This is a genomic window from Aminomonas paucivorans DSM 12260 (genome assembly GCF_000165795.1).
Lineage (GTDB): Bacteria > Synergistota > Synergistia > Synergistales > Synergistaceae > Aminomonas > Aminomonas paucivorans.
Map to the genome: position 1 here is coordinate 491,578 of NZ_CM001022.1, position 21,892 is coordinate 513,469.

20 protein-coding genes are annotated in these 21,892 nt (G+C 68.5%); 11 read left to right on the forward strand and 9 right to left on the reverse strand.

The window, feature by feature from the left end:
* Positions 1–62 precede the first annotated feature (62 nt).
* Positions 63–896 (forward strand): cobamide remodeling phosphodiesterase CbiR, encoded by an 834-nt coding sequence (gene cbiR, locus APAU_RS02150; protein WP_006300019.1) that lies wholly within the window; start codon positions 63–65, stop codon positions 894–896.
* Positions 883–2,085: an HD domain-containing protein gene (locus APAU_RS14545; protein WP_006300020.1), complete on the forward strand. Its 1,203-nt coding sequence runs from the start codon at positions 883–885 to the stop codon at positions 2,083–2,085. Before cbiR ends, APAU_RS14545 begins: the two co-directional genes overlap by 14 nt.
* A gap of 240 nt (positions 2,086–2,325) precedes the next feature.
* Here the strand turns inward: APAU_RS14545 and APAU_RS02160 are convergent, their stop codons facing one another.
* The 7 genes from APAU_RS02160 to APAU_RS12410 form a co-directional block, all read right to left on the reverse strand.
* On the reverse strand, positions 2,326–3,189 hold the full coding sequence (locus APAU_RS02160) for a DUF364 domain-containing protein (RefSeq protein WP_006300021.1): 864 nt from the start codon (positions 3,187–3,189) through the stop codon (positions 2,326–2,328).
* Entirely contained in the window at positions 3,186–4,244 is a 1,059-nt protein-coding gene (locus APAU_RS02165) for a class I SAM-dependent methyltransferase (RefSeq protein ID WP_006300022.1), read from the reverse strand. Before APAU_RS02165 ends, APAU_RS02160 begins: the two co-directional genes overlap by 4 nt.
* Positions 4,245–4,274: 30 nt before the next feature.
* The gene (locus APAU_RS02170) at positions 4,275–5,327 is read right to left on the reverse strand and encodes an ABC transporter substrate-binding protein (RefSeq protein ID WP_006300023.1); all 1,053 of its coding nucleotides are present in this window, start codon (positions 5,325–5,327) and stop codon (positions 4,275–4,277) included.
* Between the two features lie 32 nt (positions 5,328–5,359).
* Positions 5,360–6,148 (reverse strand): ABC transporter ATP-binding protein, encoded by a 789-nt coding sequence (locus APAU_RS02175; protein WP_006300024.1) that lies wholly within the window; start codon positions 6,146–6,148, stop codon positions 5,360–5,362.
* Positions 6,142–7,152, reverse strand: a complete 1,011-nt coding sequence (locus APAU_RS02180) for a FecCD family ABC transporter permease (protein WP_006300025.1) — start codon at positions 7,150–7,152, stop codon at positions 6,142–6,144. Before APAU_RS02180 ends, APAU_RS02175 begins: the two co-directional genes overlap by 7 nt.
* Before the next feature lie 201 nt (positions 7,153–7,353).
* Complete coding sequence (locus APAU_RS02185; protein ID WP_006300027.1) at positions 7,354–8,730, reverse strand: radical SAM protein; 1,377 nt, start codon at positions 8,728–8,730, stop codon at positions 7,354–7,356.
* Positions 8,731–8,989: 259 nt separating this feature from the next.
* Positions 8,990–9,514: a GNAT family N-acetyltransferase gene (locus APAU_RS12410; protein ID WP_006300029.1), complete on the reverse strand. Its 525-nt coding sequence runs from the start codon at positions 9,512–9,514 to the stop codon at positions 8,990–8,992.
* A 186-nt stretch (positions 9,515–9,700) separates the two neighbouring features.
* On the opposite strand from APAU_RS12410, the gene APAU_RS12415 reads away from it, so the two are divergent.
* From APAU_RS12415 to APAU_RS02220, 6 genes are read left to right on the forward strand one after another with little or no spacing between them, the layout of a single operon-like run.
* Positions 9,701–11,521 carry a sensor domain-containing diguanylate cyclase gene (locus APAU_RS12415; protein WP_050792451.1) on the forward strand — a complete coding sequence of 607 codons (1,821 nt, stop codon included), beginning with the start codon at positions 9,701–9,703 and terminating at the stop codon, positions 11,519–11,521.
* A 27-nt stretch (positions 11,522–11,548) separates the two neighbouring features.
* Complete coding sequence (locus APAU_RS14550) at positions 11,549–12,370, forward strand: MBL fold metallo-hydrolase (RefSeq protein WP_006300032.1); 822 nt, start codon at positions 11,549–11,551, stop codon at positions 12,368–12,370.
* Between the two features lie 37 nt (positions 12,371–12,407).
* Positions 12,408–13,202 (forward strand): 4-hydroxy-tetrahydrodipicolinate reductase, encoded by a 795-nt coding sequence (locus tag APAU_RS02205; protein ID WP_006300033.1) that lies wholly within the window; start codon positions 12,408–12,410, stop codon positions 13,200–13,202.
* 41 nt (positions 13,203–13,243) lie between these two features.
* The gene (locus APAU_RS02210; RefSeq protein WP_006300034.1) at positions 13,244–13,426 is read left to right on the forward strand and encodes a LiaI-LiaF-like domain-containing protein; all 183 of its coding nucleotides are present in this window, start codon (positions 13,244–13,246) and stop codon (positions 13,424–13,426) included.
* A gap of 40 nt (positions 13,427–13,466) precedes the next feature.
* Positions 13,467–14,582, forward strand: coding sequence for a pyridoxal phosphate-dependent aminotransferase (locus APAU_RS02215; protein WP_006300035.1), 1,116 nt, complete (start codon positions 13,467–13,469; stop codon positions 14,580–14,582).
* Positions 14,583–15,653, forward strand: a complete 1,071-nt coding sequence (locus tag APAU_RS02220; RefSeq protein WP_006300036.1) for a homoserine dehydrogenase — start codon at positions 14,583–14,585, stop codon at positions 15,651–15,653.
* A gap of 353 nt (positions 15,654–16,006) precedes the next feature.
* Here APAU_RS02220 and APAU_RS02225 read toward each other — a convergent pair whose 3' ends face one another.
* On the reverse strand, positions 16,007–17,041 hold the full coding sequence (locus APAU_RS02225) for an IS5 family transposase (protein WP_006300037.1): 1,035 nt from the start codon (positions 17,039–17,041) through the stop codon (positions 16,007–16,009).
* A 121-nt stretch (positions 17,042–17,162) separates the two neighbouring features.
* Here APAU_RS02225 and APAU_RS12420 point away from each other — a divergent pair, with 121 nt between their 5' ends.
* From APAU_RS12420 to APAU_RS02240, 3 genes are all read left to right on the forward strand, one after another.
* Positions 17,163–20,009 (forward strand): EAL domain-containing protein, encoded by a 2,847-nt coding sequence (locus APAU_RS12420; RefSeq protein WP_006300038.1) that lies wholly within the window; start codon positions 17,163–17,165, stop codon positions 20,007–20,009.
* A 71-nt stretch (positions 20,010–20,080) separates the two neighbouring features.
* The gene (locus tag APAU_RS02235; protein WP_006300039.1) at positions 20,081–20,272 is read left to right on the forward strand and encodes a type II toxin-antitoxin system HicA family toxin; all 192 of its coding nucleotides are present in this window, start codon (positions 20,081–20,083) and stop codon (positions 20,270–20,272) included.
* A 47-nt stretch (positions 20,273–20,319) separates the two neighbouring features.
* Positions 20,320–20,739: a type II toxin-antitoxin system HicB family antitoxin gene (locus APAU_RS02240; RefSeq protein WP_006300040.1), complete on the forward strand. Its 420-nt coding sequence runs from the start codon at positions 20,320–20,322 to the stop codon at positions 20,737–20,739.
* Positions 20,740–20,758: 19 nt separating this feature from the next.
* Here the strand turns inward: APAU_RS02240 and mnmA are convergent, their stop codons facing one another.
* Positions 20,759–21,817: a tRNA 2-thiouridine(34) synthase MnmA gene (mnmA, locus tag APAU_RS02245; protein WP_006300041.1), complete on the reverse strand. Its 1,059-nt coding sequence runs from the start codon at positions 21,815–21,817 to the stop codon at positions 20,759–20,761.
* Positions 21,818–21,892: the final 75 nt, after the last annotated feature.

Below are 21,892 nucleotides of genomic sequence, written 5' to 3' on the forward strand. Positions count from 1 at the left end.
AGGGAAACCTTGCCGGTCCCCTTCGGAAAGCGACGTGTTCGGGAAAGGAAGGAGGAGGGGCGGTGGAGAAGGGGAACGGGCCCTTCGTGGGCTTGCGGGTGGGGGCTCCCTCCTGTGTCCGCCCCGTGGGGACCCTGGAGAACGCGGTCCTCTTGGCGAGGCAGGTGCAGGACGTGGAGCTGGTGTTCTGGGATTGCCCGGAGGGGTGCAACCTTCCCGGGCAGGAGGAGATTTCGGGGCTCCGTCGCCTGGGGAAGGAGGCGGGGCTGTCCTACACGGTGCACCTTCCCTCGGAGGCCCGCCTGGGGAGCGTTCAGGAGACGGAACGCCTCGGGGCCCTGGACCAGTGCCTGCGCTGGATGGACCTCTGCCGTCCCCTGGAGCCCTTCGCCTGGGTGCTGCACCTCTGCGGGGACGAGCGGGGACGGATCCCCTCCCGGGACGGGGCGCGGTGGCAGGATCGGTGCAGCCGGTCCCTGGAGGCGCTGTGCGCCGCCGCGGAGCGTCCCCGGGACCTCTGCGCGGAGACCCTGGACTACGACTTCGCCTGGGCGGGGGAGCTGGTGGAGGAGCATGGCCTGGGGGTGTGCCTCGACGTGGGGCACCTGGTGGCGGGGGGATGGGACGTGGAGGCCTCCTTGAAGCGGTGGCTGGACCGGACGAAGGTGCTGCACCTCCACGGGGTGCGCCGGGGGGAGGATCACGTGAGCCTCTCCTGGCTGGCCCCGGAGGTCCGTCGGCAGGTCTGGAGCGCCCTGGACCGGGACCCCCGTCCCCGGGTGGGGACCCTGGAGGTGTTCACCCCGGAGGATCTGGAGGATTCCCTGCGGGTCCTGGCGGCGGACCGGGCGCCCCGCGGAAGTCGGAAAGGAGGAGAAGACCTTGATTTCTCGTGACCTTCTGGAGACCCTGTTCTCCGCCTTCAGCATCGAGCGGTGGAACGACCACCCCCGCCCGGTGCGGCTGGTGGAGATGGACAAGCAGGCCCACAAGGGGATCATCGCCTTCCTCGTGGCCCGAAGCGACGGGGGGCTTTCGGAGGAGGACCTGCCGGAGCTGGCGGAGGCGCTGGTGTTCGAGTTTCTCCAGAGGGTCGTGCTCACGGACCTGAAGCCCCCGGTGTTCTACCGTCTCATGGAGAGCGCCGCGCCGGAGCTGAACCGTTGGGTGCTGGACCAGTGGGAGCGTCCCCTGGAGGAGCTTTCCCCGGAGCTGTTCCGGCGGTTCGGAGCGTACCTGGAGGGATGGGGGAGCCGGACCCCCCTGCGGGCCGTGACGGGGGCGGCGAACTACCTGGCCACCTCCTGGGAACACCAGCTCATCCACCCCCTGGCGGCGGGGCTCTTCGGGGCGGCGGAGACCCGCAGGGAGCTGAGGGCCCGGCTGGAGGAGCACATGACGGTTCCCCTGGTGCGCCACACCCTGCTGCGCCTGGCGGAGGCCCCCTCCTCCCGGACCTGCGACTTCGTGGACCTGGTGGCGCAGCTGCGCTTCCAGAAACGGTGGACCCGCATCCCCCGCATCCCCGAGACCTCCGTGCTGGGGCACATGTTCTTCGTGGCCCTCCTGGGCTACCTGCTCTCCCTGGAGCTGGGCCTTTCCCCCCGGCGTCGGGCCTGGAACTTCTTCGCGGGGCTCTTCCACGACCTGCCGGAGGTGCTCACCCGGGACGTGATCTCCCCGGTCAAGAAGGTGGCGGGACTGGAGGGGCTGCTCAAGGGGCTGGAACGGGACCTGATGGGGGAGAAGGTCTACCCCCTGCTCCCCCATCAGGTGGCGGCGGACCTGCGGTTCTTCACGGAGGAGGAGTTCGTCGACCGGGCCCGGTCGCCCCAAGGGGAGGTCCGCCCCTGCCCCGAGGAGGAAGAGGGGGATCGGCGGGAGGGGGAGGGCTGGACGGTGGTGGACGGAAGGCTGCTGGACTGGGGGGACAAGTTCGCCGCCTACCTGGAGGCCGCCCTGTCGGTGCGCTACGGGGTGAAGCCGGAACTGCTGACGGAGGCCTGCGAGAGCCTGCGGGAGGGGTACGGAGGCCGTCCCGTGCGGGGGCGGAGCTTCGCCTATCTCTTCGACGCCTTTCGCTAAGGGAGGGGGCTAGGGGGGATCCGCAAAAAGGGCGAAGGAGCCGCCGGTGCGGGCGGCTCCTTCCGGGGGTTGGGACGCAGGGTCCCATAAGGGGAGAGAGAATTCCTCTCGGGGCTGAAGAGAAGCTGATCCCAGGGGGGCGACCGAGGGCGGGCGCCGTTTCTCCCCGAAGGGGGAGGGGATCAAACCCCGATGGACAGAGCATAGCGCAGGTTCGGGAAAAGCGCAACATGGTTGCGGTTATTTTTTCTCCCCTTCCCGTTCCCTCGTCAGGGTCACCCGATCGGCGCATTTCCCGAAGAAGTGGTACCCCGATCCCGCCTCCGCCAGGAGGTCCAGCAGGTCGTCCGCCCCGGTGACCCGGATGCCTCCCAGGAGGGACACCCCCCGGCGGAAGAAGGCCTCGGGGTACTGGCTGGCGGTGGGACCCACCAGCACCACCCGGGCCCCGGGGCGGACCAGGGAAAGCAGCCCCTCCAGGGTATCGTTCACCAGGGTGGTACCCGTGACCACCACCAGGTCCGCCCCGGGAATCCTCCGGGGAGCCTCTTCCGCGGGGGCGTAGAAGGGCATCTCGTCGGCCTTCAGGGTCCGGGGATCCATCTCCAGCACCGTGAAGGGCTTGCGCTCCCCCTTGAGGCGTTTCATGAAGGGCGCCAGGGCTCCCACGATCACCACGTTCTCCCCGTCCACCAGTTCCACGCTGTCCAGAGCGTCCGGTCCCGGGACCACCCGGTAGCCCCGGAAGCCCTCTCGGGCCTCCAGGGAGGTGGACAGGGCGTTGAGCACCGCGATCCCCAGGGCCTTCTTCAGGGGGGTCCCTCCGTGGGATTCCTCCACGATCCGGGCGACGGGGGTTCCCCGCAGCCTCCCCGAGAGGGGCATGGCCCGGGCGGAGCTGGGGCAGCACACCGCCTCGGGGATCGCCTTCACGGGGGTGAAGCTGATGCCTCCCGCGCCGTCGCTGAGCTTGACCCCCGTGAAGAACAGGCCGAACACGGCCCGCTCCAGGGTGAGGCCCTCGTAGAGGGTTTCTCCCAGACGTTCCCGCAGGTGCCCGGCGGTCTCCCGAAGGATCGCCCCGGGGGTGAAGTCGGGAGTCATCGGGGGGTCCCCAGGGGTTTGCAGGCCCGGTGGACCAGGGAGGGACCCAGGTTGCCCGGGATCTCCACCCCCTCGCCCAGGGGCTCCAGCCCCGCCTCCCGGAAGAGGTCCAGGAACGTCTCCACGTGGCACAGGGGGTGTCCGAAGCTCTGGAGACACTGCTCCAGGTCCTGGATGCCCGGGGCGGAGGAGGTGCAGCCGGGGCGGCAGAACCAGTGGTGGGACACCAGCATCCCCCCCGGGCGCAGGGCTGCGGCGGCCCGGGAGAGGAAGTCGGGAAGCTCCTTGCGGAACTTGTAGAGCAGGTGGGAGACCAGGATCAGGTCGTAGGGCCCCCCCAGCTCTCCTTCCATGGCGTCGCCTCCCCGGGTTTGCACGCGGTTTTCCAGTCCCGCCTCGGCGATGTAGGGTTCCGCGAAGGGGATCACGTGGGGTTTGTCCAGCACCGTGGCCCGCAGGTTCCGGTTCTCCTGGCAGAGGGCCAGGGCGTAGAGCCCGTGCCCGCCCCCCACGTCCAGCAGCTCCCGGGCCTGGGCAAAGCCCTTCCACTCCGTCACCGCCCGGACCACCCCCTGAAGCTCTCCCTGGAGGGCCCGCTGGGCCAATGCCTGGATGAAGGGCTCGCTGGGGCCGTCGGCGAAGGCTCCCCGGGGAGGTTCCTCCATCCGGAGGGTGGAGTCCAGGGAGCGCCAACGGGACCCCTCCGTCCCGCTTTGGAGGAACCAGGTTCCCTGGTAGAGGGGGCTGGTGGACACCAGAGCCTCCGAGGCCAGGGCGCTGTTGCGGTACCGGTCCCCGGGCTCCTTCACCAGAAGCCCCAGGTCGCAGAACACCTGAAGGTAGCTTCGGCAGAGGCTTCCGTGGATCCGAAGCCCCTCCGCCACCTCCTCCCGAGGGGTCTCGCCCCGGGTTTCGAGCCAGTCGAAGAGGCCGCAGCGGAGGCCCGAGGCCACGGTCTCGTAGACCTTGAGGCCTTCCGCCACGGACTGGAGGGTGCGCAGGGCCCGGGGGCGTTCCTGGGCCGCCAGGCGGGGGGCGATGCGGGGCTTGTACATGGATTCGTCCTCCTTCAAATGATTTTCAGTCTACCGACGGGAACCCAGGGGATCGAAGAACCCTTCGATCCGGGCGTCCGTGGGGGCGGAGCCGTAGAACGCGGCGTAGAAGTCCCGGGTCTCCTTCTTCAGGTCCAGGTCCAGGAAGCGCTCCGGGTAGAGGGTCTTGGCCAGCCAGAGGAAGCCCAGGATGGCCTCGGGGGAGGGACGGTCCCACCAGAAGGCGCCGATGGGGCAGGTGTGGAGGTTCCCCTCCTTCACCGCCCTCAGGTTCCGCAGCTGGGGGTGCCCGGCCACGTCCGCCTTGGTCAGGGGGCGCCCCTCGTTGGGGCTGATGAGGATCACCTCGGGATTCCAGGCCAGGAGCTGCTCCACGTTCACCTCCCGCACCTTGCCCAGTTCGGAGGCCACGTTGATCCCTCCGGCGGTGCGGATCAGGGCCTCCCCCCACCAGGCGCTTCCGTTGGTGTGCAGGAAGTCCCCCAGCAGGTAGTAGACCCGCTTGCGGTCCTTCTGGGGGATGGAGGCGGTGCGGTCCGCCAGGAGCTTGAGCTTCCTCTCCCAGTAGGCCACCAGCCTGGCGGCCCGCTTTTCCTGCCCCAACAGCTCGCCCAGCATGCGAAACTCCTGAAGCAGCTTGGGCACGTCCGCCCGCCCCGTGAGCACCTGCACCACCGGCAGTCCCGCCTCCTCCAGCTGTTTGTTGCCCTTGGAGGCGGTGACGCTGGCGATCACCACGTGGGGCTTCAGCTTCAGGGCCTCCTCCACGTTCACGTTGTCGAAGGACCCCGCGTCGGGGCTCTTGGCGAAGCGGGGAAACAGGTCCACCAGGGCGGGAAAGCGCTTCATGTCCGGCTGCCCCACGATCCGGTCGGCGCAGCCCAGCACCGCCACCTCGTGGGTGGCCCCGCCGTAGCACGTGATCAGCACCCGGCGGATCTCCCCGGGAACGGTGACCTTCCTGCCCCCCATGTCCGTGACGATCCGAGGAGCGGCCAGGGCGGCTCCCGCCGCCAGCAGCACCCATCCCGCTGCCAGGACTCCCCAAACTGTCTTTTTCCACCTTCCCTGCATCCGCACCATCCCGTCCACGCTCCTTCGTTCGATTCGGGCGTCTACCCCAGAACGGGGACGCACACCCGGATTTCCTTGTCCTCCTGACCCCGCTCCGAGGCGGCCACCACCCGAACCGAGGCCTGGTAGAGGTCCGTCAGCCGCTCCCCCGTGACCACTTCCTCCGGGGGGCCGTCCGCCAGCAGGGTCCCGTCCCGCAGGAGGAGCACCCGGCTGCTGGCGAGAAAGGCGTGGTTAGGGAAGTGGCTGGACATCACCACCGTGTACCCTCGGCCGGAAAGGGAGCGCACCGCCCGCAGGACCTTGATCTGGTTGCCGTAGTCCAGGTTGGCGGTGGGCTCGTCCAGCACCAGCACCCGGGCGTCCTGGGCCAGGGCCCGGGCCAGCAGGGTGAGCTGCCGTTCCCCGCCGCTCAGCTCGTTGAAACGCCGATTCGCCAGGGGGCGGATCCCCAGCTCGTCCAGGGCCGACTCCACGGCCCGGTGGTCCTCCCGGGTGGGGCTGCGGCCGCAGCCCAGATAGGGGATGCGCCCCATGAGCACCAGGTCCCGGACCTGGAAGGCGAAGGGGGTCTCCCCCGCCTGGGGGACGTAGGCCACCAGGTGGCCCCGATCCCGGGCTCCCAGTCGGCGCAGGTCCTTCCCCGCCAGGCGGACGGAACCCCGCATGGGGGGCGACACGCCCAGGATGCAGCGGAGCAGGGTGGTCTTGCCCGTGCCGTTGGGCCCCAGGAGACAGAGGCTTTCCCCCGCCCGGGCGTGGAGAGAGATGTCCCGGAGCGTGGGTTCCCTTCGGGGGTAGGCAAACCAGAGTCCCTCCACCCTCAGCATTTCCCCCACTCCTTTCGGGCGCGGGTCAGGAGGACCAGGAAGAAGGGGGCCCCCACCAGGGAGGTGAGGATGCCCAGGGGGATCTCCGCGGCGAAGAGGGTGCGACAGAGGTTGTCCACCAGGAGGAGAAAGGCTCCCCCCAGGAGGAACGACGCGGGAAGCAGGGCGGGAAAGGAGGGGCCCACCAGGGCGCGGGCCATGTGGGGCACCAGGAGGCCCACCCACCCGATGATGCCGCTGATGCTTACCGAAACCGCCGTGAGCAGGGTGGATCCCAGGATGACGGCGAAGCGCAGGGTCTTCACGGGCACCCCCAGGGTGGCGGCCTCCTCCTCCCCCGTGGAGAGGGCGTGGAGGGGCCACCGGAGGACCCAGAAGGCTCCCAGGGGGAGGAGCACCGGGAGCAGGGAGGCCCGGATGTCCTCCAGGCTGACCCGGGAGAGCCCCCCCATGAGCCAGAAGGTGATGGCCGGCAGAGTGTTGATCGGGTCCGCCACGAACTTGATCAGGGAGAGAAAGGCCTGGAAGAGGGCGGAGACCACCATCCCCCCCAGGACCAGCACCACCAGGGAATCCCGACCCACCAGGCGGCCGATGAGGAAGGCGCAGCCCACGGCGAACAGCCCCAGGGCGAAGGCGGCGGCCTGGATGCCCGACCAGCCGAGGGAGGCAAGCATCCCCATGGCGGCCCCGAAGCTGGCTCCGGCGGAGACCCCCAGGATGCCCGGGGAGACCAGGGGGTTCTTGAAGAGATTCTGGTAGGCCGCCCCGGAGACGGAAAGGGCGCCGCCCACCAGGATGGCCCCCAGGATGCGGGGCAGACGCACGTGCACCACCACGGTGCGCCTCGTGTCGTCCACGGCGGCGGAGGATCCCCCCAGGGACTCCAGGAGCAGGGAGACCACGTCCTGGGGAGGTACGGGGTAGCGCCCCAGAAGAAAGGAACCGAAAAACAGCGCCACCAGAAGGGAACCCAGGGACGCCAGACGAGCGCTCAGGGACAACGGGCAGGACCTCCTCCCCGAGACCCGGGAAGGGGTTCCCGCGTCTCCCGGCGGCGATGCGGATTACACCTAAAAATCGCCACCGAGTTGCATGGTACAGGCGGGTCGTCTATTTTGCAACGTTATTGCGTTGTTTTGTCCCCTTTAGGTTAACCCCCCGGGTCCCTTCGGCGGCGGGGATGGGCCGAAACCCCTGGGCGTTTAGCCTGTTCCGGCGTCTTCCCCCGGGTCGGTTCCCCGCCGCAGCTCCTCCCAGAGCCGATCCGCCACGGGGGCCCATCGGGCCGCCGCTCCCTCCACCTTGGCGGTCAGGGTCTCCGCGGATTCCTCGTCCAGGGGCTGGGTGGAACGGGCGCCGGAGTGGCGTATCATCTCCCGCAGCTTTTCCGGGTTGTCCAGGAGGGGGCAGGGACGGAGGAGGTTGGGGTGGAAGGGTTGCCCCTTCCGGTATTCCCGCATCAGGGGGGAGTCCAGGGCCTCCAGAAGGCTGCAATCCCGGATGTTGGCGTCGGCGTAGTGGATGAAGGCGCAGGGCTCCACGTCCCCCCGGGCGTTGATGTGCAGGTATTTCCTTCCCCCGGCGATGCAGCCGCCCACGTAGTCCCCGTCGTTCCAGAAGTCCATCAGGAAGATGGGCTTTTCCCGCCTCATGGCCCGGATCCGGTGGAACATGCGTTCCCGCTGTTCGGGGGTGGTCAGAAGCTCCGGCGCGGCGCAGCGCCCGATGGGGATATAGGTGAAAAACCAGCCGAACCGGCACCCCTTGCGGACCATGGAGTCCACGAAGGCGTCGGAGGCCACCCGCTCCGCGTTGTCCCGGTGGGTGCAGGTGGAGAACCCGAAGACGACCCCTTCGTCTCGAAGGAGGTCCATGGCCGCCAGGGCCTTTCGGTAGGTTCCGGCTCCCCGGCGGGCGTCCGTGGTTTCCTCGTCTCCCTCCACGCTGATGGCCAGGGCCAGGTTCCCCAGCCTTCCCAGCTCCGCCGCGAAGGGGGCGTCCACCAGGGTGGCGTTGGTGAAGGCCAGGAAGGCGCAGTCATCGTGTCGCCTCGCCAGGGTCAGGAGGTCCTCCTTCCGCATCAGGGGTTCCCCCCCGGAGTAGAGGAACATGAAGATCCCCAGCTCCTTGCCCTCCCGGATGATCCGGTCCAGCAGGTCCAGGCTCAGGGAATCGGTCTTGGCGTACTCCGCCGCCCAACACCCGAGGCAGCGCAGGTTGCACGCCGTGGTGGGGTCCAGGAGGAGGGCCCAGGGGATGTGGCGCCCCAGTTCCGCCTGGAGCCGTTCCCTCTTGGGGATGCCCAGGATGCCCGAGTGGAGGAGGTAGTTGACCAGGAAGGCCTTCTTGGCGGCGGGGGACAGCTCCGTGAAGAGCTTTTCGGTGAAGCGGTACCAGTTGTTGGAGGGGTTCTGGAGGTATTCCCGGAAGACCCTCAGGTAGAAGCGATGCTGCGGGTCGATGACGAGCCGCTCCGCCAGGGCCACCAGGCGGGGCATGTTCTCCATGGGGTCCTTCTCCACGTACCGAAGGGCTTCCTGGATGAGCGCGGTGCTCACCCGTTCCACGAGGTTGCTCAAAGCGTTCCCTCCTCCCAACCCGAGCCGAGGGCTCCTTCGGGGCCGTCGCTCGCCCTCCGCCGGAGCCTTGGGGCGCGGTCGGCCTTGGGGCTGGGGAGATCGGGCTTCTCCGGGGAGAGGGGAACGGAAAAAGCCCGGCGGAAGGGGCAACGGGCCGCGGAAGGGCCGACGGCGGATGCCGAGGTCGTTTCCGCAGGGATCGAACGCCCCTATAGTACACCTTAAACGGAATACGGTTTCTCTCGGGGAGGGGCGGTGGTCAGCGCCCCCCCTCCCCTCGCCCTCTCAGGTCCTGGAAGCCGTAGCCCCGCACCGAAAGAGGAGTTCCCTCCAGGAGGATCTCCCGGCGATCCAGGGGTCTGGCTCCGGAACGGGGGAAGAAGTCCTCGTAGGGATTCTTCTCCAGGACCCAGGCCAAGGCGGACCAGCGGCCCCGGGACACCCAGGCCTGGGCGAACCGGTCCAGCAGGGCGGTGCCCGTCCCCCGGCGCTGCCGGGGGGGCAGCACGTAGAGGGCGTAGATCTCTCCTTCGTAGGGGGAGGGTTCCAGGTCTCGGTTGGCTCCCCCGAAGAGAAACCCCGTCACCTCCCCCTCCTCTTCCGCCACCAGGAAGATCCCGTCCGGGTCGACCAGGACGGGGAGGAACCGGGGCACGTCCTCCCGGGGGTCCAGGTGGCCCAGGATCTCCCGGGGGACGAGCCCTTCGTAGGCGTGGCGCCAGGCGGTGCAGCGCACCGTCCCGATGGACAGGGCGTCGGCGGGCGTGGCGGGTCGAATGTTCATGATCGGTTCACCTCGTCGTTCCAGAAGATGTCTCGCATCCTAACGCAGGGAGGATCGGCAGCCAAGTCCGCTCCCAGGGGGGAGACGAGAAGGTCGCGTCTGGGGGGGATCCATGGGAGGCGAGCTTCGACTCCCTCTTCCCCTTCCCTGTGGCTCGGGGAACCTTCCAGGGCTTATGATGAGGGCATGAAGAGATCGACCAAACCCTCTCCCCGGTTCGTTGCGAGCAAGGGGCTCCGTCGTCCCCTTCCCTGCGTCCACCAGGAGCTTTGGCCCTTGGGCATCGCCTTGGTCTGCGCCCTGGTGGCCTGGGGGGTGGTCTGTTCCCTGATGCTGGTCCAGCGTCGGGGGGAGGAGGCCCGCCTGCGGGGGGAAGTGCTGGCGGCGGGGGAGGCCCTTCGGGATCGCCTGGTGGCCCGAAACCGGGGGATCGAGCGGGTTCTGGGGGACCTGCCCGTCCAATGGGGGGGACGGGTGCCCCCCCGGCGGGATTTCGACCTGGCCGCCCGGACCCTCTCCCGGCTCTACCCGGAGGTGCGGGGGGTCTTCCTGCTGGATCGGACGCGCCCCCTCCTGGCCCTGGACCCGGACCGAGGGGGGCGTCGTCCGGGGAGCCATCCCTGGCAGGTCCCTTCGGCCAAGGCGGCGCTGGCCGGGGAGGACCTGCGGACCTTCCGGGGGAGCCTGGGGCCCCTGGATCTCCCGGGGGGACAACGGGTACTCCTGGTGCTGGCCCCCCTGGACCGGGCCTTCCGGGGAGCCTCGGGGCCTCTGGTGGCGGTGGTCTCCCTCCAGGGGTTCCTGGAGGCTCCGGAGGTGGCGGTCCTTCCCGGACGGCTGGAGCTGGCCCTTCAGGACGCCCGATCCGGGAGGGTCTTTCACGGAGACCCCCTGACGCTGGCCCGCAGACCCGTCCGGGTCTTCGTCCCCCTCACCCCGGGGGGATGGAACCTGTCTACCCTGCCCCTGGGGGGGTGGAAGTCCCTGGGGTCCCCGTCCCGCCGCTGGGGGATGGCCGCCGGGGGGATGGCGGCCGGAGGCGCCCTGCTGGGGTATCTGGGGGGACGGCGGCTGATGGGGCGCCTGCGGCGGCGACGGGAGCGAGCGGTTCGGGAGGGACACTACCGGGACCTGGTGGAGTCGGTGCACGACCTGATCTGGGAGGTGGACGCACAGGGGGTCTTCACCTTCCTGGGACCGCAGGTGGAGGGCCTCCTGGGCATGAAGCCGGAGGAGCTGGTGGGCCGGACCCCCTTTTCCCTCATGCCCCACAAGGAGGGGGTGCGGATGCAGAAGCTCTTCCGTATCCGGGCCGCCAAGGGGGAGGACTTCCTGTGGGAGGAAAGCGCCTGGATCGGCCGGGACGCCCTGGTCTACTGGGAGACCAACGCCCGCCCCTTCTTCCGGGAGGACGGTTCCCTGGGGGGGTACCGGGGGGTGAACCGGGACGTGACGAACCGAAAGCTCCGGGAGTTGGAGCTGGACGGGCAGGTGGAGGAGCTGGACGAGAAGATGGAGGAGCTACGCCGCTCCGCCTCCCTGGACCCGCTGACGGAAGCACTCAACCGGCGCAGCATCGAGCGGGAGCTGATGGCGGAGACGCGACGGGCGGATCGATACGGCAACCCCCTGACGGTGATCCTCTGCGACATCGACCGGTTCAAGTCCATCAACGACCGGTACGGACACCAGGAGGGGGATTGTGCCCTGCGGGCCTTTTCCCGCATCGTCCGGGGGTGTCTGCGCACCGGGGACCACTTCGGACGGTGGGGGGGGGAGGAGTTCCTGGTGGTGGCCCCGGTGGATGGGCCGGGGGGCGCCGCCCTGGCAGAGAAGCTGCGCCTGGAGCTGGAGACGGTGACTCGGGCCACTCCGGTGCCCTTCACGGCCAGCTTCGGCGTGGCGGTCTACGTTCCCGGGGAACCCCCGGAGACCTTGGTGCAGCGGGCCGACGAAGCCATGTACCGGGCCAAGGAATCGGGGCGGAACCGGGTGGAAGTGGCCTAGACGGAAGAAAGAAGGGAGAGGGTGCCCATGAGGCTTCGCGTGTTGGTGGACCAGATGGTGGGCAAGGACGGGCTTCTGGGGGAGGCGGGGTGGTCCGCCCTCCTGGAGACTCCTCGGGGGTGCCTGATCCTGGATGCGGGCATGGGGCGGGTGTTGGAGCACAACCTGCGTTTTCTGGGCATCGACCCCGCCAAGCCGGACCTGGGGGTGTTGAGCCACGGCCACAACGACCACGCCAGAGGCTTCGGCCTCCTGTACGAGATGGGGTTTCGCGGCCCCCTGTGGATGCATGCCCAGGCGGGGAGCGGTCACTTCGCCGTGACGCGGGGAGGGGAGAAGCAGTTCGTGGGGGCGGATCTGAACCTGGAGCATCGGGACGTGCGCACCCTGGACCGGGAGCCCGTGGAGGTGCTGCCCCGGGTCTGGATCCTGCCCGTCCCCCTGGAGGAACGGGAGGCCCGATGGGTGCCCCCGGACGCGAACCTGGTGCGCCCCGTCGCCGGAGGAGGGTTCGAGCAGGACCCCATGGAGGACGACCTTTCCCTGGTGGTGGAGGGAGAGGAAGGGTGGTCGGTGATCCTGGGGTGCGCCCACGCGGGGGTGGCCAACATCCTGGAGGCCGCGACGAAGCGTTTCGGGATGGATCGCTTCCACACCGTGGTGGGGGGGATGCACCTGAGCCACGGGTCCGTCTCCTGGCTGGAAGCCCTGGCGGACCACCTGGCGAAGCGCTTCCGGGTGGAACGGTGGCTGCCGGGGCACTGTACGGGTTTTCAGGCCGCCCTGGTTCTGGCGTCCCGGTTCGACCGGGTGGACTGGGCCGCTGCGGGACATCGCTGGGACCTTTAGCTTTCGGGCGGGACTTGGGACGAAGGGAGGCGGGGACATGATCCGGCTGTTCGTCTCCGGTGCCTCGGGAAACGTGGGGCGCCTGGTGGTGCGGGAAGCGATCCTCCGACGGGACGTGGAACTGGCGGGAGGTTTCTGTCTGGAGGGGGGGCAGGACCTGGGCGTCCTGGCGGGAACCGACCCCCTGGGCCTGATGGCCGTCTCGGACCTGCGGGTGGGGCTGGCGGCTTCTTCCCCCGACGTGGTGGTGGACTTCACCTCCGCGGTGGTGCTGCGGGACCACCTGGAGCTGTACGCGGAGCTGGGGCTGGACGCGGTGGTGGGCACCACGGGGCTGCCGGAGGAGGAAATCCGCCGGGTTCGGGACCGGGTGCGGGACCGGGGGCTGCGCCTGGCCCTGATCTCCAACTTCGGCCTGGGGATCAATCTGGTGATGGACTTCCTGGCCGCCGTGGGGGAGCACTACCCCTACGTGTCCGTCCTGGAGCGCCATCCCGCCTCCATGGCCAACGCCCCCAGCGGCACCGCGGGGCTCCTGGCCTCCTCCGTGCCCGGAGGCTCCTCCGGGGAGGTGGCGAGCCGGGAGGTGCTTCCCGGGGTGTTGGGGGGAAACGCCTTCGGCGTCCCCGTGCTTTCCCAGCGGATGCCCTACCCCGGCCCCTATTCGGAGCATGAGGTCACCCTGGGGCGGCAGGACGAGATCCTGAGGATCTCCGTGACGGACTTCTCCAGCTCCGTGTACCTGGAGGGGATCTTCCGGGCGGTCCGGGGCGTCGGCGCCCTGCCCCCGGGGACCCTGGTCCGGCGGCTGGGGGAGTTCCCGAAGGAATAACCTCCTTCGGGGACCAGGTTAGAAAGGAGACGAACCGATCCATGAGAAACCGCAATCCCCTCACGGGAGGGATCGTGCTGGTGGTGCTGGGGGTGCTCTTCCTGCTGTCCAACCACGGACTGCTTCCCCCCCTGGGGTCCCTCTTCGACAGGTGGTGGCCCCTGTTCCTCATCGTGCCGGGGCTCCTGATGCTGGCGCGGCGGTGGCGTTCTCCCCGGAACTAGACGGCCTCGAACAGGCCGGGCCCCACAAGGAGGCGGTTTGGTGAAATACGTGCGCATGCCCATCGAAGCGGAGTCCCCGGAACAGTACGGGTACGACCGAATCCGGTTCAACCTCACCGAGAGTTCCCTGCGGGACCGGCCCTTGAGCGACCTGGGGGTGGATCTTCAGGATTTCCAGCGGCTGCTTCTGGCCTACGGGGACCATCGGGGGCACCCGGGGCTTCGGGAGGAGATCGCCTCCCTGTCCGGCGTGACGGCGGACCAGGTTCTGGTGACCCCCGGGGCCGCGGGGGCCCTGTTCCTGCTGGCCACGGCGCTGCTGGAGCGGGAGGACCACCTGGTGGTGCTCCGGCCCAACTACGCCACCAACATCGAGACCCCCCGGGCCATCGGGTGCGCCATCACCTTCCTGGACCTGGCCTTCGAGGAGGGCTTCCGGGTGGACCCGGGGCGCCTGGCCTCCCTGGTCCGGCCGAACACCAGGCTGGTGAGCCTCACCTGTCCCCACAACCCCACGGGGACCTCCCTCTCCGAGGAGGAGCTGCGGGAGGTGCTGGACCTGGCGGAGGCCCGGGGGTGCCGCCTCCTCTTCGACGAGACCTACCGGGAGATGCGCTTCGGCGGCCCCCTGCCCGTGGCGGCGTCCCTTTCCTCCCGGGCGGTGAGCGTCTCCTCCCTTTCCAAGACCTACGGCATCCCGGGCATCCGGGTGGGCTGGATCTGCTGCGGCGACCCGGAGCTGTACGACCTGCTTCTGGCGGCGAAGGAACAGATGGGAATCTGCGGCAGCGTGGTGGACGAGGAGCTGGCCTATCGAGCCCTGCTGCGCCGCGCCGCCTGGCTGCCGGACATCCGGGCCCGCATCGCCCTGGCCTTCGACACCGTGAAGGGTTGGATGGAGGAGCAGGATCTTTTCCAGTGGGTTCCCCCCCAGGGCGGGGTGGTGTGTTTCCCCCGGCTTCGGGAGGACGTGGACCCGGACCGGTTCTACCGGGTGCTGAACGAACGCTACGGGGTCTTCGTGGGCCCCGGCCACTGGTTCGAACAGCCCCGGCGCTACATGCGGGTGGGCTACGGCTGGCCGAAGCCGGAGGAGCTGGCGGGGGGCCTGGCGGGCCTGGCCGCCGCGGCTTCGGACGCCCTGGAGGGCCGGTAGATGTCTCGGGTGGGCTACCGGGGAGAGGGGCACCCCCTGCGGGTCCTCTTCGTGGGGTTCGGCAACGTGGGGCGAACCGCCGGGGAGATCCTGCAGGATCCGAAACGCTACCCCGGGGTGGCGGATCTGGACCTGGCGACGGTGGGGCTGATCACCCGCACCCGGGGCTGCCTGGCGAACCCCTCGGGGGTGGACCTGCCCCGGGCTCTGGAGGAACTGAAGACCCGGGGTCGCTTCGCCCCGGACCACCCCGACCGGACGGATCTGGACGGCCTGACCGCCGCCCGGACCCTGGACTACCACGTCCTGGTGGAGATCTCCCCCCTGAACGTGGCCGCCCGGGGAGAGCCCGCCATCTCCCACGTCCGGGCCGCCCTGAGCCGGGGTCGTCACGCCGTGACCGCCAACAAGGGCCCCGTGGCGTGGGCCCACGAGGAACTCTGCGCCCTGGCGGAGGAGAAGGGGGCGGCCTTCCTCAAGGAGACCACGGTGATGGACGGGGTGCCGGTGTTCAACCTGGCGGAGCGGTGCATGCAGGGCTGTCGGGTCCTGGAGATCGAGGGGATCCTCAACTCCACCTCCAACTGGGTGCTGGCGGGGCTGGAGGAGGGGCTTTCCCTGGAGGCGGCGGTGCGGGTCGCCCAGGAGGCGGGGATCGCCGAGGCGGACCCGAGCCACGATCTGGAAGGGTGGGACGGGGCGGTGAAGGTGTCCGCCCTGGCCAACGGCCTCATGGGAGGGGAGCTGACGCCGGATCAGGTGGAGCGGGTCGGCATGAGCCACCTCACCCCGGAGACGGTGGCCTCCGCCCGGACCCGAGGGCGGCGCTTCAAGATGCTTTGCCGGGCCTGGCGAGATGAGGAGGGGGTCCTCAAGGGGCGCTCCGCCCTGGAGGAACTGCCCCTGGACCACTTCTACGCCTCCGTGTCCGGGGCGGGGGCGGCCCTGACCCTGCGCACGGACCTGCTCCACACCATCCGTGTGGTGGAGGAAGGGGGGACCTCCCTGGTCCCCACGGCCTACGGGGTCTTAAGCGACCTCCTGGCCCTGCGGGACCGAATGAATTTCTGACGGGGCCTCCGGTTCAGCCGGTCTTTTTTGTCCCGCGGATCCCTCGTCTTTTCCTCTCGAACCCTCCTGGAGGTGGAGACGGGGTCAGTTTTCTGGGCCCGTTCCGGTGGAGTACAATGAAATCGACCCGACGGAAGGATGCCGCCCTGCAGCGGGGAGTGGTGCCGTGAAAACCAAGGGGGCACGCTTTGACGTTCCCGAATCGGGGGGGCTCATGAGGGAACCTCTACAAAACCCTCTTTTCGAACGGCTTTTGCGTACATCAGACGAGGTGTACCCCTTTTGAGGCCCTGCCGGGGTTTGTCTCTCCCCCTGGGGGGCTTTTCCCAGGGATCAGGGGCCACTCTTGCCCCTCAGGCCCATACGTAGACCTGCGTCACCAGGTAGGTGAAGCGCTGGAGGTTGTAGACCAGGTTGCGAAGGCCGATGCGGGCCTTTGCTCGAGCCAGGCCGATGCTACGCAGCAAGAGGGTCCCCGCCTGCTGTTTCTGGGCCGCAAAGATGTGTTCCACCCGGCTGCGAATGCGAGATCGAGTCCGGTTGCCCTGTTTCTCCCATCTGGTCAGGGGGTGTCCCGAGGTCCCCTTCCTCTGGATGTGCTCCCGGTACCCCACCTGGCGCAGGTACTCCAGGTGGGAAGCGGAACGATAAGCCGAGTCTGCCCAGACGTCTTTGCTGGTGTTCCCGAGATCCAGTAGTTCCTTGAAAACCTGGCTGTCGTGCACCGAGGCGGGGGTGACGGCATAGCGCCGGATGAGTTTGCAGGAGACGTCCGCCTCGATGTGGTTCTTGTACCCGAAGGTGCTCTTGCCGTTCTTCACGGTCCATCTCGCTTCGGTGTCCTTCTGGCGAGACTTGGTTTCGCTCCATTCCTGGGGCGGGTTGCCTTCTCGGATCTGTCGGTTCTCCTCCCGGCTGTTCCTCTGGATGGGGACGCTGACAAGAGAGGCATCCACGATCTGTCCCTTCCGGGCCTCCAGCCCCATCTGGCGAAGGGCTTCATCGAACCGGGCGAAGAGGAATTCCACCAGACCCGCCTGGGTCAGCTGTTCCCGAAACAGCCACAGCGTCTTGGCATCGGGGACCCGGTCCTCCAGGGAAAGACCGCAGAAGCGCTGAAAGGAGAGACGATCCCGGATCTGGTATTCCATGGCGTCATCCGACAGGTTGTACAAAGACCCAAGCACCAGAATCTTGAACATCAGCAGGGGGTCGAAGGGCTTGCGACCCGCAGGGGAGCCGGTGGTACGCAGACTCTCCCGGAAGGCCCGAAGGGGTTCCTCGAAGATGCGCCAGTCCACCGTCTCCGCAAGGGTCACCAAGGGATCCTTGCCCTTGTCCAGTCGTTGGTAGGCCATCTCTTCGAAGAACAATTTCCCCTGGCGCATCCTCTCAAACCGCCTCTCCTGGTGGGTCTTGGGCGGAACCACGAGCGGCTCCCCGTTGGTTCAGTGTACTACCCTTGTTGTGGTTCTTTCAGCCCTGAAGGACGGATTTCTAGAGGTGCCCATGAGAGAACGTTTCGCCTTTCTGGATCGAACCTGGTTCCGTCTCGCCCTCTCTCTGGGGGTGCTCTTCGCCGCCTTCGGCTTCTTCCTGTACATCCTGGCCGCGGAGGCCCGGGTGAACGCCCTGGAGGAGCGCCGCCAGGATGTGCGGCGCTTGGTAGAGGTTGCTCGGGCCTCCCTGCGCCCCATCCTGTCCCGGGTCCGTGATGGGGAGCTGTCCCGGGAGGAAGGGCGGCGGCTGGTGGTGCGGGTGGTCAGGCAGATGATCTACCGGGACGTCCACGGTCCCAACTACTTTTTCCTCCTGGATTACGACGGAACCCTGTGGGTGAACCCCTACCTTCCCCAAAGGGAGGGGACGAAACAGGCGGATTTCACCTATCCCCAGGGACTGCCCTTGGAGCAGGAGCTTGTCCGAATCGCCCGCACCCGAGGGGAAGGGATCGTCCGCTACCTTTACCCGCCTCCTTTTTCCTCGGAACCTCAGGAAAAAGTCTCCTACGTGGCGTCGTTGCCGGAGATCCGGTGTGTCCTGGGCACCGGGGCCTACGTCCTGGATCTGGACAGGGCACTGAGGGCTCACCTGCGGGGCGTGGCCCTGACGGGGTCCTTCATCCTGATCCTGGGCCTCTTCATCAGCCTCCGCATCCTCTCCCCCCTTCTGAAAAGCTATTCCGTCCTTCTGGAGGCCATGCGCGGCCTTGCCCGAGACCCTCAAAAGCCCCCCACCCTGTCTTTGGAGGGTTTTCGAGAGGGTTCCGAGTCCTGGCTTCTCCTGTCCGCCTTTCTGGACATGGACCGACGCCTCCGGGAGACAGGGGCCCAGCTTCTCCAGGACGAGGAGCGGCTGCGCATCCTGGTGGAGGAGGCCCCCGACGGTTTTCTGGAGCTGGATGGGGACTCTCGGGTGGTGAGGACGAACCGCCGATTCTGCGAGCTGATGGGGGCCTCTCCGGAGGACCTCCTTTCCCGCCCGGTGGAGGAGCTGTTCCACCCGGACGACCTGATCACGACCCCCCTGGTGTACGAGGAGGTGCTGCGAGGCGGGGTGGTCACCCGGGAGCGGCGGCTTCTGCGCCCCTGGGGGGCCCCCCTTCGGGTGGAGATGCGCAGCAAACTTCTCTCCGACGGGACGGTCATGAGCCTCTTCCGGGACCTTTCGGAGCGGGAGGAGGCCCAGGCCCGCCTTCAGGAACAGCAGTCTCTTCTAGAGGCTCTCTTCGCAAACGCCCCCTTTGAGCTGTGGGTCCGGGACGCGAAAGGCAGGATGCTCCTCCAGAACCCCCTGGCTCGGAAAGGGCAGGGAAACCTGCTGGGCGAGGCAGTGGAGGAACACCGGGGCCTGTCGGAGGAGACCCGTCGCCTCTGGCGGGAGACCAACCGAAAGGTCCTGGCGGGAGACGTCATCCAGAGGGAGGAGATGGAGATCCGGGAGGGGCGGGAGATCTGCCTGTACAAGGTCATCGCTCCCATCTGGAGGGAGGGGAAGGTCCGGGGCATCCTGGGGGTGAGCCTGGACGTGACGGAGGAGAAGGTACAGGCCCAGCAGATCGAACGCATGGCCTTCTACGACGCCCTCACCGATCTGCCCAACCTGCGACTCTTCAACGCCCACCTGGAGGAGCGCCTGGCCGCCGTCCGGGATGGGGGGGAGGGAGGAGCGCTGCTCTTCCTGGACCTGGACGACTTCAAGCTGGTGAACGATTCCCTGGGACATGCCCTGGGGGACCAGTTCCTGGTGGAGGTGGCGGCGCGGATCCGCACCGTTCTGGGGCCGGACCGCCTGGCCGCCCGACTGGGGGGGGACGAGTTCCTCGTCCTGTCCGCCCCCGGCGAGGGCTGTCGGGATGTGGACATCCTGGCCAACGAGCTTCTGGGGCTGTTCGAGGCCCCCTTCGAGCAGGGAGGGGTGCGGCAGTTCCTCTCCGCCACCCTGGGGGTGGCGTGTTTCCCCGAGGACGGCCTCTACCCCGAGGCCCTGCTGGCTCAGGCGGACATGGCCCTGCACAAGGCCAAGCGGGAGGGGAAGCGGAGCTTCCGGTTCTACGACGCCGCCCTGCAGGAGGAGGTGGTCAAATCCCGGGAGCTGGAGAACCACCTGCGGGATGCCCTGGAGGCGGGGGAACTGGAGGTGTTCTTCCAGCCCCAGGTGGGGGTGTCCAGCGGCCGTGTGGAGGCCCTGGAAGCCCTGGCGCGGTGGCATTCCCCCACCCTGGGTCAGATCTCCCCCGGGCGCTTCATCCCCGTGGCGGAGCGCTCCGGCCTCATCGTCCCCCTGGGGGCCCTGGTGCTTCGGGAGGCCTGCCGCTTCGCCGCCGGGCTGGAGGCCCAGGGGCTGCCGTCCCTGCGGGTGGCGGTGAACGTGTCCGCCCGGCAGCTTCTCCAGGAGGACTTCGCCGAGACCACCCTCCGGGTCCTGGAGGAGACGGGGTTGGCTCCCTCCCTGCTGGAGGTGGAAATCACCGAGACCACCCTCATGGAGTCCTTCGACCGGGTGTCGGAGACCCTGAGGCACCTTCGGGAGAAGGGGGTCCGGGTGGCCCTGGACGACTTCGGCATGGGCTATTCCTCCCTTACCTACCTGCGCCGCCTCCCCCTGGACACCCTGAAGATCGACCGCTCCTTCATCGTGGACTCCCGCCGGGAGGGCAACCGGGTCATCACCCGGGCCATGGTGCGCCTGGGCCACGACCTGGGGCTGGAGGTGGTGGCGGAGGGGGTGGAGACGGAGGAGCATCGGGCCTTTGCGGACGAGGCGGAGTGCGACGTGATCCAGGGGTACTGGTACAGCCGCCCCCTGCCGCCGGAGGAGGTCCGGGCCTTCCTGTCCCGCCAGGGGGACTTGTGACCTCCTTTTGACACGTATTGGCACGCCCTGCGTTGGGTGCTATCCTTTGGGGATCGGAGGGGGAGCGAGCTATGGGCAGGCAGTTCACCCAGAAGGAACTCATCCGGATGGCCCTTGCCCGAGGATGGTCCGTCAACGAAACTCGCGGGAAAGGCAGCCATGTGCTTGCGATGAAGGAAGGGGAAAGGCCCTTCCCGATTCCCCGAACGATCAAGAAAGGCATTCTTGAATCGATCAAGAAACGACTGGGGATCACCGACTAGAGGCAGCGAAGGCCTCGCCGGAGGGTGCCCGAAAGGGAGGTGGCGCGGTGAAGCGACCGGAGCGTTATGCCTATCCTGCGGTCTTCACCACCGACGGAAGCGGGTGGGAGGTGGTTTTCCCGGATCTGGAAAACTGCTTCACCGCAGCGGAAAGCCTGGAGGAGGCCATCCTGGAGGCGGAGGGAGTCCTGGAGGACTGCCTGTACTTCCGGGAAGTCCAGAAAGACCTCATCCCCCCGCCGACTCCCCTGGGGAGGCTTGCTGCGCCGGAAGGAGGACTCGTGCAGCTTGTGGTGGCGGATATGCCCCCGGTCAGGCGAGCCTGGAGCCGGAAGGCTGTCAAAAAGACCCTCACCATTCCGGCCTGGATGGAAGAGGAACTGAAAAAACGCGACGATGTCAACGTCTCTGCGATCCTCCAGGAGGCGCTTCAGCAGAAGCTCAACCTCCGAGCTCCCGTCCTCTGAGGCAGCATGGGCGATCCTTTCATAGGGGCATCAGAAGTTCCAGGGTGCTGCCCGCCACGACCCGACCCTGTCCGTCGTAGAGCACGAGCCTTTGCCCCGGCGCGGGGGCGAATTGGGGCTGATGGAAGCGCACCGTCAGGAAGGCCCCGTCCCAGGACTCCAGGGAACAGGGGCCGGGCTCGCCCTGGGAGCGCACCTTGCCGAAGAGCTTCGTCTTTCCCCTCAGGGCCTCCGGGATCAGGACGTTCACGCCCCCTCCCCGGACCAGATGCGTCAGAAGGGCCTCCCTCCGGTCCACCGTCACCCTGTTCCTCCCCCCGTCGACCTCCCGCACGTACAGGGGCTCCGGTGAGGAGACCCCCAACCCCTTCCGCTGTCCCCGGGTGAAGTTCCCCACCCCTTCGTGGGTCCCCAGGACCCGTCCCGACGGGTCCACCACGGGGCCTTCCCGAAACGCCTCCGGACCCAGGAGCTTCCGGTAGTCTCCCCCCGGGACGAAGCAGAGCTCCATGCTGTCGGGAGTCTCCGCCGCCTCCAGCCCCGCCTCCCGGGCCAGGCGGCGGGCATCCTCCTTGGACAGGTCCCCCAGGGGGAAGAGCAGCCGGGAAAGCAGGGACGAGGGGAGCCCCGCCAGGAAGTAGCTCTGGTCCCGCTTGCCGTCCCGCCCCCGGGCCAGGGTGGCCCGTCCCCCCTCCCGGAGGATGCGGGCGTAGTGCCCCGTGGCCACGGGGACGTCCGCTCCCAGGAGCGTCTCTGCGGCCGCTAGGGCGGCACGGAACTTGATGCGCCCGTTGCAGTCCGCGCAGGGATTGGGGGTGCGTCCCCGGAGGTAGGCCTCCCGAAAGGGAGCCACCACCTCCCGGGCGAAGGGCTCCCGCAGGTCCAGGATCCGATGGGGAAGGTCCAGCCTCTCCGCCGCCCTTCGGGCGCGTCCCGGTCCGGGACCTTCCGGGGTGTCCCCCGGGAGGAGCAGCAGGGTCACCAGGGTGGGGAGGTAGCCCTCCCGACGGAGAAGCACCGCCGCGGCGCAGCTGTCCACGCCGCCGCTGGCCAGAAGGAGACAGGGGGTTTCGGTCACGGTGGGGTCGCTCCCGTCGAGGGGGATCGCCTTGCGGCGGCCGAAAGGCGCTGGTAGGGTGGAGCCGGTTTCGGC